Annotated in this window: 19 protein-coding genes and 1 tRNA gene; 6 read left to right on the forward strand and 14 right to left on the reverse strand. The window is 64.9% G+C overall.

Annotated elements, in window-relative coordinates; all coding sequences use genetic code 11:
- Positions 1–116 precede the first annotated feature (116 nt).
- From QE393_RS07080 to cysG, 5 genes are read left to right on the forward strand one after another with little or no spacing between them, the layout of a single operon-like run.
- A complete protein-coding gene (locus QE393_RS07080) occupies positions 117–2,600 on the forward strand; it encodes a DNA translocase FtsK 4TM domain-containing protein (protein ID WP_310042707.1) in 2,484 nt (827 codons plus the stop codon).
- Between the two features lie 17 nt (positions 2,601–2,617).
- On the forward strand, positions 2,618–3,241 hold the full coding sequence (lolA, locus tag QE393_RS07085; RefSeq protein WP_007162303.1) for an outer membrane lipoprotein chaperone LolA: 624 nt from the start codon (positions 2,618–2,620) through the stop codon (positions 3,239–3,241).
- Between the two features lie 9 nt (positions 3,242–3,250).
- Positions 3,251–4,579, forward strand: a complete 1,329-nt coding sequence (locus QE393_RS07090; RefSeq protein WP_273807108.1) for a replication-associated recombination protein A — start codon at positions 3,251–3,253, stop codon at positions 4,577–4,579.
- 47 nt (positions 4,580–4,626) lie between these two features.
- Positions 4,627–5,904: a serine--tRNA ligase gene (gene serS / locus QE393_RS07095; protein WP_310042708.1), complete on the forward strand. Its 1,278-nt coding sequence runs from the start codon at positions 4,627–4,629 to the stop codon at positions 5,902–5,904.
- The gene (gene cysG / locus QE393_RS07100) at positions 5,904–7,298 is read left to right on the forward strand and encodes a siroheme synthase CysG (protein ID WP_273807109.1); all 1,395 of its coding nucleotides are present in this window, start codon (positions 5,904–5,906) and stop codon (positions 7,296–7,298) included. Before serS ends, cysG begins: the two co-directional genes overlap by 1 nt.
- Positions 7,299–7,300: 2 nt before the next feature.
- On the opposite strand, the gene QE393_RS07105 is transcribed toward cysG, so the two are convergent.
- From QE393_RS07105 to QE393_RS07135, 7 genes are all read right to left on the reverse strand, one after another.
- A complete protein-coding gene (locus QE393_RS07105) occupies positions 7,301–8,302 on the reverse strand; it encodes a glutathione S-transferase family protein (protein ID WP_273807110.1) in 1,002 nt (333 codons plus the stop codon).
- A 65-nt stretch (positions 8,303–8,367) separates the two neighbouring features.
- The gene (locus QE393_RS07110) at positions 8,368–9,351 is read right to left on the reverse strand and encodes a glycosyl transferase family protein (protein WP_310042712.1); all 984 of its coding nucleotides are present in this window, start codon (positions 9,349–9,351) and stop codon (positions 8,368–8,370) included.
- Positions 9,348–9,662, reverse strand: a complete 315-nt coding sequence (locus QE393_RS07115; protein ID WP_273807112.1) for a TusE/DsrC/DsvC family sulfur relay protein — start codon at positions 9,660–9,662, stop codon at positions 9,348–9,350. Before QE393_RS07115 ends, QE393_RS07110 begins: the two co-directional genes overlap by 4 nt.
- A gap of 2 nt (positions 9,663–9,664) precedes the next feature.
- Positions 9,665–9,964, reverse strand: a complete 300-nt coding sequence (gene tusB, locus QE393_RS07120) for a sulfurtransferase complex subunit TusB (protein ID WP_273807113.1) — start codon at positions 9,962–9,964, stop codon at positions 9,665–9,667.
- Positions 9,961–10,317: a sulfurtransferase complex subunit TusC gene (gene tusC, locus QE393_RS07125; protein WP_310042716.1), complete on the reverse strand. Its 357-nt coding sequence runs from the start codon at positions 10,315–10,317 to the stop codon at positions 9,961–9,963. Before tusC ends, tusB begins: the two co-directional genes overlap by 4 nt.
- Before the next feature lies 1 nt (position 10,318).
- Positions 10,319–10,714, reverse strand: a complete 396-nt coding sequence (tusD, locus tag QE393_RS07130) for a sulfurtransferase complex subunit TusD (RefSeq protein ID WP_273807115.1) — start codon at positions 10,712–10,714, stop codon at positions 10,319–10,321.
- 49 nt (positions 10,715–10,763) lie between these two features.
- Positions 10,764–11,432 (reverse strand): Bax inhibitor-1/YccA family protein, encoded by a 669-nt coding sequence (locus QE393_RS07135; protein WP_273807116.1) that lies wholly within the window; start codon positions 11,430–11,432, stop codon positions 10,764–10,766.
- 127 nt (positions 11,433–11,559) lie between these two features.
- Between QE393_RS07135 and QE393_RS07140 the strand changes: the two genes are divergently transcribed.
- A tRNA-Ser gene (locus QE393_RS07140) sits at positions 11,560–11,647 on the forward strand.
- 445 nt (positions 11,648–12,092) lie between these two features.
- Here QE393_RS07140 and QE393_RS07145 read toward each other — a convergent pair.
- The 7 genes from QE393_RS07145 to QE393_RS07175 all read right to left on the reverse strand — a co-directional run bounded on the left by QE393_RS07145 (position 12,093) and on the right by QE393_RS07175 (position 17,451).
- Positions 12,093–12,311, reverse strand: coding sequence for a hypothetical protein (locus QE393_RS07145; protein ID WP_273807117.1), 219 nt, complete (start codon positions 12,309–12,311; stop codon positions 12,093–12,095).
- Positions 12,312–12,609: 298 nt separating this feature from the next.
- Positions 12,610–12,759, reverse strand: a complete 150-nt coding sequence (locus QE393_RS07150) for a hypothetical protein (RefSeq protein ID WP_310042718.1) — start codon at positions 12,757–12,759, stop codon at positions 12,610–12,612.
- Between the two features lie 350 nt (positions 12,760–13,109).
- A complete protein-coding gene (locus tag QE393_RS07155) occupies positions 13,110–13,691 on the reverse strand; it encodes a hypothetical protein (RefSeq protein WP_273807119.1) in 582 nt (193 codons plus the stop codon).
- A 295-nt stretch (positions 13,692–13,986) separates the two neighbouring features.
- On the reverse strand, positions 13,987–14,250 hold the full coding sequence (locus QE393_RS07160) for a hypothetical protein (protein WP_273807120.1): 264 nt from the start codon (positions 14,248–14,250) through the stop codon (positions 13,987–13,989).
- Between the two features lie 112 nt (positions 14,251–14,362).
- Positions 14,363–15,268: a GTP cyclohydrolase FolE2 gene (gene folE2 / locus QE393_RS07165; RefSeq protein WP_273807121.1), complete on the reverse strand. Its 906-nt coding sequence runs from the start codon at positions 15,266–15,268 to the stop codon at positions 14,363–14,365.
- A gap of 14 nt (positions 15,269–15,282) precedes the next feature.
- A complete protein-coding gene (gene zigA / locus QE393_RS07170) occupies positions 15,283–16,518 on the reverse strand; it encodes a zinc metallochaperone GTPase ZigA (protein ID WP_273807135.1) in 1,236 nt (411 codons plus the stop codon).
- Between the two features lie 198 nt (positions 16,519–16,716).
- On the reverse strand, positions 16,717–17,451 hold the full coding sequence (locus QE393_RS07175; RefSeq protein WP_273807122.1) for an SDR family NAD(P)-dependent oxidoreductase: 735 nt from the start codon (positions 17,449–17,451) through the stop codon (positions 16,717–16,719).
- Between the last annotated feature and the right edge of the window lie 4 nt (positions 17,452–17,455).

Genomic DNA, 17,455 nt, shown 5'->3' on the forward strand with positions numbered 1-17,455 from the left:
CGTCCGCTATCGTGCCATGTTTCGCCGCGGGACTGTAGAAGCAGGGCCCGGGCGATCTAGAATGGCGCACTGTTTTTGATTCACGGTCACACGTTCCGTGTGCGGGAAAAGCGCGCTTGAAGCAATCCAGTTCTGTCAGCCACGTCAACCAATGGCGTGAGCATCTGCATTATCGTCTCAAGGAGGTGGTGCTCATCGCACTGGCCGCCTTGTGCCTGTATCTGCTCATGGCTCTGCTGAGCTACGACCCCTCCGATCCGGGCTGGACCCATACCAGCCGCATCGATCAGGTCCATAACACCGCGGGCCGCGCCGGCGCATGGCTGGCCGACGTGCTGTTCATGGCGCTCGGCTATTTCGCCTTCGTGTTCCCCGTCCTGCTCGCCGTCAAGACCTGGCAGATCTTCCGCAAGCGGCACCTGCCCTGGGAGTGGAGCGGCTGGCTGTTTTCCTGGCGGCTGACCGGCCTGGTCCTGCTGGTGATCTCGGGTTCGGTACTGGCCTATATCCATTTCCATGCGGTCTCGGCGCTGCCGGCGTCCGCTGGCGGCGCGCTGGGCGAGAGCCTGGGGCAGCTGTCGGTAGCCGCCCTCAATGTCCAGGGCAGCACGCTGCTGTTCCTCGCACTCTTCCTGCTGGGATTGACGGTCTTCACCGATCTGTCCTGGTTCAAGGTGATGGATTTCACTGGCAAGGTCGTACTCGACCTGCTGGACCTGGTGCAGGGTGGCTTCAGCCGCCTGGCCGGCGGTCGCCGTCAGGCTCCGGAACTGGACGTCTTCGACGAGCCGGTGTCGCCGCCGGTCGCGCGCAAGAGCAAGGCGCGCGAGGTGCCAATTCCCGTCGCCGACGAAGATCTGGACGATCTGCTCGACGTCGCGCCGCCACCACGGGTGGAGCGTGCTGCGCCGCGCATCGAGATGCCCGCGCCCAGTCGCCTTGTCGCCGAAGCGTCCGAGTCCGCGCCTGTGGCTACCGCGCCTGTCCCCGCGCCGGCCAGTGTCGCCATGCCTACGCCGCCGCCGCGCAAGGCGGCGCCAGCACCGGCCCCCGCGCCCTATTCGCCGGCGGCCGCCGTGGTCCGGGTCGACGCGGATCTGGAAGGTACGCTGCCGCCGCTGTCGATCCTGGATCGCGCCGAGAAGAAACAGCAGAGCTATTCGCCGGAATTCCTCGAGAACATGTCGCGCCTGCTCGAGGTCAAGCTCAAGGAGTTCGGTGTCGAGGTGATCGTGGAGAGCGTCCACCCCGGCCCGGTGATCACCCGCTTCGAGATTCAGCCAGCGGCCGGCGTCAAGGTCAGCCGCATTTCCAACCTGGCCAAGGACCTGGCGCGTTCGCTCGCCGTGTTCAGTGTCCGGGTGGTGGAGGTCATTCCCGGCAAGACCACCGTGGGTATCGAGATTCCCAACGAAGATCGCCAGATGGTGCGCTTCTCCGAGGTCCTCGAGTCGCCCGAGTACGCGGCGGCCAAGTCACCCGTCACCCTGGCCCTGGGTCACGACATCGGTGGCAAGCCGGTCATCACCGACCTGGCCAAGATGCCGCACCTGCTGGTGGCCGGTACCACCGGTTCCGGCAAGTCGGTGGGCGTGAACGCCATGCTCTTATCGATCCTGTTCAAGTCGAGCCCGGAAGACGCTCGCCTGATCATGATCGATCCCAAGATGCTGGAACTCTCGATCTACGAGGGCATTCCGCACCTGCTCTGTCCGGTGGTGACCGACATGAAGGAAGCCGCCAACGCCCTGCGCTGGAGCGTGGCGGAGATGGAGCGGCGCTACAAGCTGATGGCGGCCATGGGCGTGCGTAATCTGGCCGGCTTCAACCGCAAGGTGAAGGACGCGGAGGAGGCAGGTACGCCGCTGACCGATCCGCTCTATCGTCGCGAGAGCATGGACGACGAGGCACCGCTGCTGAAGACGCTGCCAACCATCGTGGTGGTGGTGGACGAATTCGCCGACATGATGATGATCGTCGGCAAGAAGGTCGAAGAATTGATCGCGCGGATCGCGCAGAAGGCGCGGGCCGCCGGTATCCACCTGATCCTGGCCACCCAGCGGCCCTCTGTGGACGTCATCACCGGTCTGATCAAGGCCAACATTCCGACGCGGATGGCCTTTCAGGTGTCGAGCAAGATCGACTCCCGGACCATTCTCGACCAGGGTGGCGCCGAACAGCTGCTCGGTCACGGTGACATGCTCTATCTGCCACCGGGTACCGGCCTACCGATCCGCGTCCATGGCGCCTTCGTGTCCGACGACGAGGTCCATCGCGTCGTCGAGGCCTGGAAGGAGCGCGGCGCCCCCGACTACATCGAAGACATTCTCAGCAGTCCAGACGAAGGCGGTGGTGCGGGCTTCGACGGCGGGAGTGGCGAGGGTGGCGACAGCGACGAGGACGATCCGCTCTATGACGAGGCGGTGCGCTTCGTCACCGAGAGTCGTCGGGCCTCGATCTCCGCGGTCCAGCGCAAACTCAAGATCGGTTACAACCGGGCGGCACGGATGATCGAAACCATGGAAATGGCCGGTGTCGTATCGCCCATGAACACCAACGGCTCGCGCGAGGTCACAGCGCCTGCTCCGGTGAGAGACTGACATCCATGAGGATCTCGATGCACAAGCTGCGTTGCTTCGCCCTGGCCGCCCTGGCTGCCGTAAGCTTTTCCGCCCATGCCGATCAGGCGTCCGTGGGTCGCCTGTCGCAGCTGCTGGACAAGGCCCAGACCCTGACCGCGCGCTTTTCGCAGTTGACCCTGGATGGTTCGGGTACTCGTCTGCAGGAAACCGCTGGCAACATGAGCCTCAAGCGTCCCGGGCTGTTCCGCTGGCATTCCGATGCACCCCAGGAGCAGCTGCTGGTCTCCGACGGCAAGCAGGTCTGGCTGTACGATCCGGACCTGGAGCAGGTCACCATCCGCAAGCTGGATCTGCGCCTGACGCAGACGCCGGCGCTGCTCTTGTCGGGTGACATTTCCAAGATCGAAAGCAGCTTCGACGTCACCAGCAAGGATGCCGGCAACGTCGTCGACTTCGTGCTCAAGCCCAAGACCAAGGACACCCTGTTCGACAGCCTGCGGCTGTCGTTCCGCAACGGCGTGATCAACGACATGCAGTTGATCGACGGTGCCGGTCAGAGAACCAACATCCTCTTCTTCAACGTCAAGCTCAACGAGCCGGTGGCCGCGTCCCAGTTCACCTTCCAGGTGCCCAAGGGAGCCGACGTCATCCAGGAGTGATCGCACCCCATGGATCTCTTCAGCACCGCACCCGTCGGGCAGCCCTTGGCTGCCCGCATGCGTCCCGCGACCCTCGATGAATATGCGGGTCAGCAACACCTGCTGGCGCGAGGCAAACCTCTGCGTGAGGCGCTGGAGCAGGGCGCGCTGCATTCGATGATTTTCTGGGGCCCCCCCGGCGTGGGCAAGACCACCCTGGCGCGGCTGCTGGCCCAGGTTTCCGATGCCCATTTCGAAACCCTCTCGGCGGTGCTTTCCGGGGTCAAGGAGATCCGCCATGCGGTGGAGGTGGCCAAGCAGCAGGCCGCCCAGTATCGCCGCCGCACCATCCTCTTCGTCGACGAGGTGCATCGCTTCAACAAGTCGCAGCAGGATGCCTTCCTGCCCTATGTCGAAGACGGCACCCTGATCTTCATCGGGGCGACCACTGAGAATCCCTCCTTCGAGCTCAACAACGCGCTGCTCTCGCGGGCCCGTGTCTATGTGCTCAAGAGTCTGGACGACGAGGCCCTCGGCGGCCTGGCACGACGGGCTCTGACCAGTGCCAAGGGCCTGGGTGAGCGACAGCTGAGTCTGCCGGACGACGCCCTGGCGCTGCTGCTGGCCGCCGCCGACGGCGATGGCCGGCGGCTGCTCAATCTGCTGGAGAACGCCGCGGACCTGGCCGAGGACGGTGGTGTCCTGGACGCCGAACTGTTCCAGAGTCTGCTGGGCGATCAGCGCCGCCGCTTCGACAAGGGCGGCGAAGCCTTCTACGACCAGATCTCCGCGTTGCACAAGTCGGTGCGCGGCTCGAATCCCGATGGCGCCCTCTACTGGTTCGCCCGCATGATCGACGGCGGCTGCGACGCGCTATACATCGCCCGGCGCGTGGTGCGGATGGCCAGCGAAGACATCGGCAACGCCGATCCGCGCGCCCTGAGCCTGTGCCTGGACGCGTGGGATGTCCAGGAGCGCCTGGGCAGTCCGGAGGGCGAGCTGGCCATCGCCCAGGCGATCGTCTATCTGGCCTGCGCGCCCAAGAGCAACGCCGTCTATATGGGCTACAAGGCCGCCCTGGCCGACGTGCGCCAGAACGGCTCGCGCGAGGTGCCGCTGCACCTGCGCAATGCGCCGACCAAGCTGATGAAGAACCTTGGCTATGGCGACGAATACCGCTATGCCCACGATGAGCCCGAAGCCTATGCCGCGGGTGAAGACTACTTTCCCGAAGAACTCGAGCCGCGCCGCTACTATGAGCCGGTTCCCCGTGGGCTGGAGCTGAAGATCCGCGATAAACTGCAGCACCTGGCGGACCTTGACCAGTCCAGCCCGCGCCAGCGCCGGCGGCGTTCCTGACGCTCCGCTCACACCGCTGCCCTCATTCCTAAGCAAGAGACACGGACATGCTTGATTCAAAACTGGTTCGCACCCAAACCGAGGAGGTGGCCGCACGTCTGGCGACCCGTGGCTACGTCCTCGACGTCAGCCTGGTGGAGTCGCTGGAAGCCCGTCGCAAGGCCGTGCAGACCCGCACCGAGACCCTGCAGGCGGAGCGCAATGCCCGCTCCAAGGGTATCGGCCAGGCCAAGGCGCGCGGTGAAGACATCGCGCCGCTGCTGGCCGAAGTCGATCGCATGGGCAGTGAACTGGAAGAAGCCAAGCGTGAGCTGGACCTGGTCCAGGGCGAGCTGGATGCCCTGCTGCTGGGCCTGCCCAACCTGCCTGACGCCTCGGTACCGGTCGGCAAGGACGAGGACGACAATGTCGAGGTCCGTCGCTGGGGCGCCCCGCGTGACTTCGATTTCGAGATCAAGGATCACGTCGCCCTGGGCGAGACCCATGGTTGGCTGGATTTCGAGACCGCCGCGCGTTTCTCCGGCGCCCGCTTCGCCGTGATGCGTGGCTCCATTGCCCGCCTGCACCGTGCCCTGGCGCAGTTCATGCTCAACCTGCACACCGGCGAGCACGGCTACGAAGAGACCTACACCCCCTACCTGGTGCAGGCCGAGACCCTGCAGGGCACTGGTCAGCTGCCCAAGTTCGAGGAAGACCTGTTCAAGATCGGCCGCGAAGGCGAGAGCGATCTCTACCTGATCCCCACCGCCGAGGTCACCCTGACCAACCTGGTCGCCGGCCAGATCCTCGAGGCCAAGCGCCTGCCGCTGAAGTTCACCGCCCATACCCCCTGCTTCCGCAGCGAAGCCGGGGCCTCGGGGCGCGACACCCGCGGCATGATCCGCCAGCACCAGTTCGACAAGGTGGAGATGGTCCATATCGTCGAGCCGAGCACCTCCTTCCAGGCCCTGGAAGAGCTGACCGGCCACGCCGAGACCGTACTGCAGCGCCTGGAACTGCCCTACCGGGTGCTGTCGCTGTGCACCGGCGACATGGGCTTCGGCGCCACCAAGACCTACGACCTGGAAGTCTGGGTGCCGAGCCAGGGCAAGTATCGCGAGATCTCGTCCTGCTCCAACTGCGGTGATTTCCAGGCGCGCCGCATGCAGGCCCGCTACCGCAACGCCGAGGGCAAGCCCGAGCTGGTGCACACCCTCAACGGCTCCGGCCTGGCCGTGGGTCGTACGCTGGTCGCCGTGCTGGAGAACTATCAGCAGGCTGACGGCAGCATCCGCGTCCCCGAGGTGCTTAAGCCCTACATGGGCGGCCTCGAGGTCATCGGCTGATGGATTACCTGCCGCTCTTCCACAAGCTCGATGGCCGTCCGGTACTGGTGATCGGCGGGGGCGATATCGCCTTGCGCAAGAGCGTGCTGCTCGCCGAAGCCGGCGCACGCATCACCCTGGTGGCGCCGGAGATCGAGCCGGAGGTACGCGCCTTCGTCGAGGCGCGGGGCGGCAGTTGCCGGGTCGAGCGCTATGCGGCGGATCACCTCGCCGGGCATTGCCTGGTGATCGCGGCCACCGACGATGACGAGGTCAACGAGACGGTGTCTCACGATGCCCAGGCGCTGGGCCTGCCGGTCAACGTGGTGGACGCTCCGAAGCTGTGCACCGTGATCTTTCCGGCCATCGTCGATCGTTCGCCCCTGGTGATCGCCATTTCCAGCGGCGGTGACGCCCCGGTGCTGGCGCGTCTGGTGCGCGCCAAGCTGGAGAGCTGGATTCCGGCGACCTATGGCCAGCTGGCGCAACTCGCCCAACGCTTTCGCGCCCGGGTGAAGACACGCTTCGCCGATCTGCAGGCACGGCGCATCTTCTGGGAAGAGGTGTTCCAGGGCGAAGTCGCGGAAAAGGTCTTTTCCGGCCAGCCCCAGGCTGCCGAGCAACTGCTGGAAGCCAAGCTGAACAGCGAGACGGCCACCTTTCGCGGCGAGGTCTACCTGGTCGGCGCTGGTCCCGGTGATCCGGACCTGCTGACCTTCCGCGCCCTGCGGCTGATGCAGCAAGCCGATGTGGTGCTCTACGACCGGCTGGTGGCGCCGACCATCCTCGACATGTGCCGGCGCGATGCCGATCGCATCTATGTCGGCAAGCGGCGCGCCGAGCATGCGGTGCCCCAGGACGATCTCAATCGCCTGCTGGTCAAGCTGGCCCAGGAGGGCAAGCGGGTCCTGCGGTTGAAGGGAGGCGATCCCTTCATCTTCGGTCGCGGTGGCGAAGAGATAGAAGAGCTGGCGGCTGAAGGCATTCCCTTCCAGGTGGTGCCGGGCATCACCGCGGCCAGTGGCTGTGCGGCCTATGCCGGCATTCCCCTGACCCACAGGGACCATGCCCAGTCGGTGCGCTTCGTTACCGGCCATCTCAAGGACGGCTCGGCCGATCTGCCCTGGACCGATCTCGTGGCGCCGGGGCAGACCCTGGTGTTCTACATGGGCCTGGTGGGGCTGCCGACCATCTGCGCGCAACTCATTGCCCATGGCAAGGATCCGGCGACGCCGGCTGCGCTGGTGCAACAGGGCACCACGCTCAACCAGCGGGTGTTCACCGGTACCCTGGAAGATCTGCCGCGACTGGTGGCCGAGCATGAGGTCCACGCACCGACCCTGGTGATCGTCGGCGAAGTGGTCGCGCTACGCGAGAAGCTGGCCTGGTTCGAAGGCGCCCAGGCGGCGGTCTGATTTCAGGCCGCGCCCTGGATCCCGGCACCGCTCAGGGCCTCCCGGCCATGGGGCAGATCCAGCTCCAGGGCCGGCCCCTTGGGCACGATACCGGTCGGGTTGATCTGCTCATGGCTGCCATAGTAGTGGTGCTTGATGTGCTGGAGGTCCACGGTCTCGGCGATCCCCGGCCACTGATACAGCTCTCGCAGCCAACCCTGTAGCGCCGGATAATCCCGAATGCGCCTCAGGTTGCACTTGAAGTGGCCATGATAGACGGCGTCGAAGCGAATCAGGGTGGTGAACAGGCGCCAATCGGCTTCGGTCAGCCATTCGCCGGTGAGATAGCGCTGGGTCTGCAGCAGCTTTTCCAGATCGTCGAGGGTGGCGAAGACCTCGTCGAAGGCCTCTTCGTAGGCCTCCTGGGTGGTGGCGAAGCCAGCCCGGTAGACACCATTGTTGACCGTCGGATAGATACGGTCGTTGAGGGCATCGATGCGATCGCGCAGGGCCTCCGGGTAGAGATCCAGGCGATTGCCGGTCAGCTCGTCGAAGGCGCCGTTGAACATGCGGATGATCTCGGCGGATTCGTTGCTGACGATGCGCTCCTCCTGGCGATCCCAGAGCACCGGGACGGTAACCCGCCCGGTGTAGTCGGCCTGGTCGCGCTGATAGAGCTGGTAGAGGCGGTCGAGGTGATAGAGGTCGTCACCGCTGGAGCCCTTGGCCAGGTCGAAGGTCCAGCCTTCCTCACGCATCAGCCAGCTGACCACCGATACGCCGATCAGGTCTCCGAGGCCCTTGAGCTGGCGATAGATCAGGGTGCGGTGCGCCCAGGGGCAGGCCAGGGACACATAGAGGTGGTAGCGACCGGCTTCCGGGGCATAGCGTGCGGCGCCTTGCGGAATGGCTTGCTCGGGGCGGGCGATCCAGTCCCGACGCTGGGCTTCTTCCCGTTTGAAATGGCCATCCTTGCCATTGTCATACCAGCGGTCCTGCCACTGTCCATCGACCAACAAGCCCATATCGTCATCCTCCGCTACGTTGCGGTTAGGAACCCGGGGAGCCGCTCCGGGTTCCTGAGGTGACGTCAGAGCGCCCGGTCGCGCGCTTCCCAGCGTCGCTCGGCTTCACGCTGGGCGCTGGCATGATCCTGACCCAGGGCGCGCAGGGCCACGGCCAGGGTGGCGATAACCGCCAGGCGCCCATAGGGATCTTCCGCTTCACCCCGCCAGGTGGCGGCCAGCAGGGCCGGATCGAGGCGCTCCGGCTTGACCTGGCGACGCTCGGTCAGCGCCGGCCAGCTTTCGTCCCAGGCCTCGCCAGCACGGGTGCCATAGAGATGGGCGATGACATCGGGATTGCGCTCGACTTCACCACCTTCGCCCTTGATGACGATGCTGTCATCAGCCAGCAGGCGACTGGCCTCGCGGTGCACCTCCTGGTAGCCCGGGTGGAAGATGCTCTGCAGGATGCAGCGCGCCTGGCTGGGGTTGAGCAGCCGTACCAGGGAATGGATCGGCGAGCGCAGGCCGAGCTCGGCCTTGAGATCGATCATCCGCTGCAGGGCCGGCATCCAGGCGGCCAGTGGCAGGAAGGCCGGCTGGCCGCGATCGAGCAGGGCGCCGACGTCCTGCCAGTCCGTAGCGGTCGGCATCCCCAGGTCGGCCAGGCACTGTTCGGTATAGAGTCGGCCCGCGGTGTGGGTGCCGCCGCCATGCATGACCACCCGCACGCCGCTACCGGCCAGGCATTTCACCGCCAGCAGGTACCAGGGCAGATGACGCTTCTTGCCGGCGTAGGAGGGCCAGTCGAGGTCGACCGTGAAGCGTGGCGGCCGCAGCCGTGCTCGGACGGCGCGGGTGAAGCCGGCCAGCTCCTCGGCGCTCTCTTCCTTGTGCCTGAGCAGCATGAGAAAGGCGCCGAGCTGGGCATCGGTTACCCGGCCGTCTAGGATGAGGCCCATGGCCATTTCCGCCTCGGCCTCGGTCAGGCTGCGGGCGCCACGCTTGCCCTTGCCCAGGGCCCGGACATAGACGGCGAAGGGATGTTCTTCGGGCGTGGTGAAGGTCATAGACAGTTATCCGGTTTCGGCAGGCCGGCCAGTTTGGCGCCCAGCTTGGCTGGCGCCCCCTTGAACAGCAGGTTGAGCTGCAGACTGGTACCCAGTTCCGGGCCCAACGTCTGGGCAATGTACTTGATCAGCGGCCGATTGGCCGGCGAAAGCTGGAATTGTGCGTAGAAGGCACGCAGCGCCTGCAGCACCTGCCAGTGGCGCTCGGTCAGCTCGATGCCCTCCTTGAGCGCCAGTTGCTGGGCCACGTCCGGACTCCACTGGGAGAGGTCGCGCAGATAGCCTTCGGGGTCGAGGTCGAGAGGAGGCATGCTCAGGTCCAGCTGATGACCTTGGCGCAGCTCACGCTCAGGTCGACGAAGGTGGGGTAGTCGATCAGGGTCACGGCTCGTTCGGGGTGCAGGCGACGCGCCTGGACGTCTTCCGCCAGGGCATAGAGGGCCGCCTCTGCTGGAAGTTGCGTGAGCAGCTCGGCCGCCGGGCTGCCAGGGCGCAGGGCCTCGACGGCAGCGCCGGTGAGCAGAACGGTGTCCTCGCTACGGACCCAGCTCAGGCCGTCCAGAGCACCGGCGTCCAGCAGCGGCGAGCGGGAAAACAGGTGCAGGGTAGTCAAATGGAAATCACCTGGTCATGGTCGTGGATCAGCGCCGCCAGGGCCTCGGGCTCCAGGGGCGTCACCCAGGCGGGCAACTGCTCGGGCGTGATGCCCAGGCGCTGCAGGGCGGTGGCCTCCGCATAGATGGCCTCGACACCGAACAGCGGCAGTGCGGAGAGGTTGGCACTCAGGTCCTTTTGCTCCAAGGCAGCGCTGTCGGCTGCCAGCAACTGGGTCACGCCAGGACCGGCGAACAGCAGCGCCAGGGGCAGTTCGAAGGCACCGCCGGCCAGTACGATATCCAGGGCCTCGCGAGGACCGGGGCCGCTCAGTGCCGGCTGGCGGGAGATGACGAGGGTGCTCTTGGCCATGCTAGTCGCCTCCAAAGCAGAGCAGGCGATCGGCGTCCTGCACCGCCTCATGCAGTTGGCCCAGACCGGACAGCTGCCAGGGCGCCCGCACGTTCACCGCGCCCTCACGCTCGTAGCGCCGCGCTTCGCTCTCGTCCAGCAACCCGCGCTTGAGGGCGGCGGCAATGCAGACCACGGCATCGATCTGGTGGCGTTCGATCAGTTCGCGCCAGCGCGCGGGCAGATCGGATTCGTCCTGGCCACTGACCAGGGCGTGGGAGGCGTTATGGACACCGTCGCGGTAGAGAAAGAGGCGCGACAGTTCGTGACCCTCGGCCAGCAGCGCCTCGCAGAAGCGCAGGGCTCGACGCGCCGAGGGCGCCTGGGGTGAGGAAAGGACAACGATGGCAAATTTCATGGATGTAGAAAGGCCCGCCGGAGCGGGCCTCTCGGACTACCGCTGTTGATCAATCGTTGTTGCTGGCGAATCCGAAGATTTGCAGCAAGCTGATGAACATATTGTAGATCGAGACGTACAGGGTGATGGTAGCCATGATGTAGTTGTCTTCACCACCGTGCACGATGGCACTGGTCTGCAGCAGGATGGCCGCGGCGGAGAACAGCACGAAGCCCGCGCTGATGGCCAGTTGCAGACCACTGATCTGAACGAAGAAGGACAGCACCACGGCGCCCAGCAGGATCCAGAACCCCGCCATCAGGAAGCCGCTGAGGAAGCTCATGTCCTTGCGGCTGATCAGGGCGTAGGCCGACAGTCCGAAGAAGGCCAGGGCGGTCATGCCGGCGGCGGAGGCGATCACGCTGCCACCGTTGGGCAAGCCCAGGTACATGTTCAGGATCGGGCCCAGGGTATAGCCCATGAAGCCGGTCAGGGCGAAGGTGCTGACCAGGCCCCAGCCGCTGTCGCGGGTCTTGACGGTCAGGAAGAACAGGCCATAGAAGCCGATCAGGACCACGAAGATGTTGGGGTAGGGCAGTCGCATCTGCTGCGAGACGAAGGCAACCAGGCCGCTGAATGCCAGAGTCATGGCCAGCAGGGCATAGGTGTTGCGCAATACACGGCTAACGTCCCGCGGTTGCGCGATGGCAGGGTTGTAGGCGTATTGACGCTCGTTCATGGTGTACTCCAAAGCTAGATTAACGGTGTGATGTACCGTACGACCCCGAAGATAGCAAATGTTGCTTAAGGATCGCTTGCGACTGTTTGACAGTGTGTTGCCATCAGGTACTATGCGCCCCTCTTACGGAAGTGTGGCCGAGTGGTTTAAGGCAGCGGTCTTGAAAACCGCCGACTCGCAAGGGTCCCAGAGTTCGAATCTCTGCGCTTCCGCCACCTTCGAAGCCCCGTTCCTACGGGGCTTTTTGCTATCTGCAGCGCTGGATTTCAAGGGCCGTTGGGCGAGTGAAAAAGAGGAGTTCCGCAACCCATTCGGGACGACTCCGCTGCCTGGCCTGCTAGGGCACTCGATCCCGATGAAGCTGATCATCGCGATAACCTTGGCGCTACCTGGGAGCGAGGGCTGAGTGGCGGTCGAGGAGAGCTGCTTTTCCAGGAGGAGCAGGCAGTACGGTCGGAGTCAGGACGTGCAAGGCGTCGACGACCGATCAGTCGTCCGCTGAGGCTACCGGTACTGATCGTGCGTGATCGTCAGCAGGCCACCATGGCCACCACGAAGATGGTCGCCAGCCCGATACACATGGCGCCCAAGGTGAGCGCCAGTAGGCCTTGATCGCCAGCCAACGACCCTGGACGAATGAGTGCAGATTTCAACGGGACGCTATTTATCCGGTGGGGCCTGGACTCGAAGAGCGTCACTGTCCTTGTTAACTGATAGCGCAACTGAAATATCCTTTTCAGTTTCGGTGCCGGGCTGCGGAGCCCAGCTATTGGCTGCGATTGTGGCTTCAGCGAAGCTCAACAGCAAGACAATTGCTGATACGCAGGTTCCTATGGCAATCGCATTGATCACCTTCTGTTCTTTCACAGGCGCATTCATGTTGATTGCCTAGCACGGGTCGACGTCGAGAGAGGGCGTCTGACAACCGAAAGTGGCAGAAGTGCGGGCGTCCATCGAGCGTTGCAAGGTGGCCATTACACTCACCACCGTGGGAAAGAGTCACCAGTCAGTTGGAGGCCGCAGATCGCAACCTCCGGTCGGACCGTCGCTGGGACTGGCACGCTGCTAGATCACTGGACATCGCCGTTTCACTTCCGGCAGGGGGCCTGGCCAGGGTCGCTGCTAGATTCTGTTCGCAATCGAGACCCGCGGCTGTTCCGTGAGACTGCCCAGACCTTCACTGATATTTCCGCCACTCGCGATATTTCTCGCCAATGATCTGGTTCAGTGCCTTGGGCTGCTGGCACTCGACGCCGGCCAGGGGGTTCGGCTCGCAGAGGGTGCTTCTGTTGGAATAATGGCTGCAGCCCAGGAGCAATAGGGTCATTCCCACTAGCGTCATGTATTTCACGGGGTCTCCACGATTCTGAAGCGCCAGTAGCTGGCGGTCATTTCCGAGCTCTGTGCCCGACAGGGGCTGATGGACTGCAGGGAGGGCTCGGGCAGTTGGATACCGATCTCGGCCAAGATCCTGTCTGGCTACCTTTTACTCCGGTTTTCCTGCTTCGATGCGCCTTTGGCACGCCATCCCTGTAGCTTAGCTGAAACACTTCACGCTCCTTGGCGTTCATGTCGATAGCTGTGCGCTGCGGTCTGCTGTGGATCCTGCTCCAGCACCTGTGGACATGAAAAAGCCCGCGCAAGGCGGGCCTTCTCCATAGCAAGTGCAGCGTCCAGTCAGGGCGTGTTGCCCTTGGCCAGGGCGGCGGCGATGGCCGGTGCGTCGATGGCGTTGGTCAGGACCTGGGTCCCCGAGAGGATGACGTTGTTGGTCGGGCCGCTGCCTTTGATCTCGTCGCTGGCGAGCACCTTGCCCTGGTCGTCGAGGACCTGGGTGATGACGTCATAGTCGAAGCGGACGCGCATGTAGGCGTCGGATTTCCACTCCCGCAGTTTCAGTACCAGCAGCTTCTGGCCCTGGGGGGCGCGGTCGCTGGTCTGGCTGGGCATGGCGGTGATGGCGGCGCGGGCCAGGGCCTTTTGCACGGCGTCTTGCAGATCGGCGGAAAGGGGGCTGCCGCTGTAGGTGCGGACGCTCCAGGGATTGTAGTAGAGGCCGCGGATGTTGCCGACGTAGGTGGCGTCCTTGTGCTGGGCGACGACATAGGGGCGCTCGTCGAGTACCGCGACGGCGACCGGCTTGTCGGCCTTGACGCTGAGTTGCGGGGCGGTCTGGCGGTAGTCGATCTTCTGGCCGATGGCGCAACCGGCCAGTTGCAGCGCAGCGAAGCTGATGAACAAGAGATGAGACGGCTTCATGCGAAACTCCTTTTTCGAGAGGCGCGCAGTCTAAGCCATCAGGGCTGTCATGCCAAAATAATGTGACGTAATTCACGGATTGGCTGGAGCGACTGCCAGTCGGACTCCGGGCCATGCAACCGGGTAGATGCGCCCGGTGCGCGCATCAGTTGAGTATCCAGGCCAGCGGGATTGCCTGTTGGGTGCATTCGCTGTCTTTCAGTGGTCGGGATTCGGGCGACCTACCGCTGCTTCAAGGGAGCGAACAACGTTCGAGGACAAGCCAGTCCTTTGGCTCTGCCCCGACCCGGGTGGGTTACAGCGTCTTCTTGTATTCCTTGTCCACCTTCTTGTCTTCACGGTGGCGTTCCTTGTCCAGGTGGGTATCGGTGCGGTCGGCTTCGTCGGCGGCATGGGCCGCGCCCTTGTCGACTTCCTTGCGGTCGTGGCGGGCGTCCTTGCTCACGTCACGGCCGTCCTGGCGGACGCTCTTTTCCACTGGGCTTTCGGCCAGCGCGACGCCTGTGCCGAGGACGCCCAGCAGAACGGTCATGGCTGCTGCGGTAAGGCGTGATTTCATCGAGAAGCGCTCCTGAGTTGAGACAGCGGGAGTGGTCGCCCAAGGCGACTGCTTCCTTGCAGTAAAGCGGTAAAGCGGCCGTTTTGAAAGGAAAGCAGCAGAGACGCTCTGGTCAAGTGGGCGAGCTGGAGGCCCAGGCGGACGCATCGTGCGGATGCAGGCTCTCCAGATGGCGCACCTGGATGCTCACGTCCTGGTGGCTGTCACGCAGGGCGACCAGCAGGCGGCGGGCGGCGTCCTCGACGAACATCAGGTTGCTGCCATTGAGCGCGGCGAATGCCTGTTCGTCGGCGCGCTTGACGGCGGTCTGCACCGGCGTGCCCAGGGCCTGTTCGCACTGGTCGATCAGGGGCAGCAGGCCGAAGTCGGCTGCATCTGCCGGTAGGCTGATCCGTACCCGGGCCAGGCTGCGCTGGCTGTGCGGGGTGGCCAGGGAGGCGTTACCGCTCAGCCAGTGGGCGACGGTGGCTGGATCGAGCTGCGTGGCGGCCCCGTGTTCGGCAAGAAAGGCCCGTTCGATCAGTTGGCGGGACAGGGCGGCGGAGCAGGGGCAGGTGGACGCGTAGAGGATCTCGATGCGGGCGCTGAGCTGGAAGACGCCAGCCACCCAGCTGGCGTCCAGGCGTACGGGATAGCGTTTCCAGCCGCTCAATTCGGGGGTCACCAGGGCGGGGCGGCGGATCAGCAGGGGGAAGTCCAGCCGCAGGCGGGCGGCGCGGGAGTCGCAGCTGCGATGGCTGGCGACCATGTCGCTCAGCAGCAGACGCAGGAGTGCGGGCGTCAGGAGGGCTTCGCCAGCCAGGCGATCCAGCAGCTGATAGAGCCGGGACATATGGATGCCCTTGGCGGTGGCCGTGGGCAGGTCGACCTGGACGTCGGCGCTGGCGGGCAGCAGGCCGCCAAGTACGTCCTTGCCGAGGCGGATCGGCAGGTCGATGCCCTGCATGCCGACCCAGTCGAGCGCGGCGGGCAGGGTAGCGGTTTCGCTGAGGGAGACGTCGGGGAGGATGGCATTCATGGGCAGGGTTCGACTCAGTGGGGATCGGCGGCCTGGGGCCAGTCGCTGAAGGGGTTGTGCAGCTTTTCCCATGCGTGGGGGCCGGCGGCGAGCTCGATATCGGTCAACAGGCAGGCGTCCAGCTTGGCGCGCAGGGAAGGTTCGTCCATGTCCATGCCGATGAGCACCAGCTCCTGACGGGCATCGCCGACGCTGGCGTGCCATTTCTCCTTGATCAGGGCGACGGTTTCTTCATCCTCTGGCCACTGCTCGGGGGGGACCGCGGCCCACCAGCGCCCGGCCACGCCATGGCGGGCCACGGCGCCGGCCTGGGACCAGGTGCCGGCGTGGGCGGGATGGCTGGCCAGCCAGAAGTAGCCCTTGGAACGGATCACGCCAGGCCATTCCTGCTCGACCAGGGCGAAGAAGCGCTCGGGATGGAAGGGGCGGCGCGCCTGGTAGACAAAGCTTGAGATGCCGTATTCCTCGGTCTCGGGAGTGTGTTCACCGCGCAGCTCCTGCAGCCAGCCCGGCGCCTGGACAGCTTTATCGAAGTCGAACAGGCCGGTCTGCAGCACCCGCTCCAGGGGCACGGCGCCAAAGCTCGTCAGCTCCAGTCGCGCGCGGGGATTGAGGCTGCGCAGGATGGCCAGCAGGCGATCACGTTCCGCCGCCTCGACCAGGTCCAGCTTGTTCACCACCAGGACGTCGCAGAATTCGATCTGCTCGATGAGCAGGTCGACCACGGTGCGTTCGTCTTCCTCGCCCAGGGATTCGCCGCGGGACTCCAGGAGGTCGCTGGAGGCGTAGTCGCGCAGGAAATTGAAGGCATCCACCACGGTGACCAGGGTATCGAGCTGGGCGACATCGCCGAGGCAGCGCCCGTCTTCGCCGGCGAAGGTAAAGGTCTCGGCCACGGGCAGGGGTTCGGAGATCCCGGTGGATTCGATGACCAACTGATCGAAGCGGCCGTCGCGGGCGAGGCGTTCGACCTCCAGCAGCAGGTCTTCGCGCAGGGTGCAGCAGATGCAGCCGTTGCTCATCTCCACCAGCTTCTCCTCGGTGCGCGACAGCTCGGCGCCGCCGTCGCGGACCAGGGCGGCGTCGATGTTGACCTCGGACATGTCGTTGACGATGACCGCCACCCGCCGGCCTTCGCGATTGTTGAGGATATGGTTGAGCAGGGTGGTCTTGCCGGCGCCGAGAAAGCCGGACAGCACGGTGACAGGGAGTTTCTTGCTGGGGAAGCTGGCTTGGGTCGTCATGGTCATCACGGCTAGGGTGGGTCGTAGGGCGGGGGCATCCCTAGAGCAGGATGTCGGGAAATGAATTTAACGTTATAACATAACCTATATGGTTGGTTAAGGGCGTACGGGTGCCCTGTATGGCGGCCTCTTCGGCTGACCGGGAGGGAGACTCAGGCGGCCCGCCACGAATCCAGGTGGGCCGCCCTCAGCCGCAGGCGCTACCTAGACGTGCTGACCGCCGTTGATATGGATCTCGGCGCCGTTGATGTAGCAGGAGCGTTCGCTGCAGAGGAAGTAGATGGTCTCGGCCACTTCGTCGGGGGTGCCCAGGCGCTTGAGTGGGACCTCGGCTTCCACCAGACCGTCGGTGCCGGGCGAGAGGATGGAGGTGGCGATCTCGCCCGGCGCTATGGCATTGGCGCGGATGCCACGCGGGCCGAATTCATGGGCCAGTTCGCGGGTGAGGGCGGCCAGGCCCGCCTTGGAGGCGGCATAGGCCACGCCAGCGAAGGGATGCACCCGCGAGCCGGCGATGGAGGTGACGTTGACGATGCTGCCTTGCGCCGCTTCCAGCTCCGGCAGCAGGGCACGGGCCAGCAGGGCGGTGGAGACCAGGTTGACGTTGAGCACCTGGGTCCAGGTTTCGGCATCGGAAGCCAGTACGCCAAGGCGACTGCCATCCGCTCCCTTGGGCGAGATCCCCGCGTTGTTGACCAAGGCGTGCAGCTTGCCGCTGGGCAGCCGCTCGCGGACGGTGGCGACCAGGCGATCGATCTGGGAGAGGTCGGCGAGATCGGCCTGGATGTGCGCGTCGCGGGCTTCCGGCCAGGCGCATTCCTCGGAGAACGGCTGGCGGGAGACGGTGAGCAGACGCCAGCCCAGGTTGCGGAACAGCTTGACGGTGGCATGGCCGATCCCGCGACTGGCGCCGGTGAGCAGCATGGTGCGCTGGGTCATGGGC

The organism is Pseudomonas sp. SORGH_AS_0211, from assembly GCF_031453455.1.
Classification (GTDB): domain Bacteria; phylum Pseudomonadota; class Gammaproteobacteria; order Pseudomonadales; family Pseudomonadaceae; genus Chryseomonas; species Chryseomonas aestiva.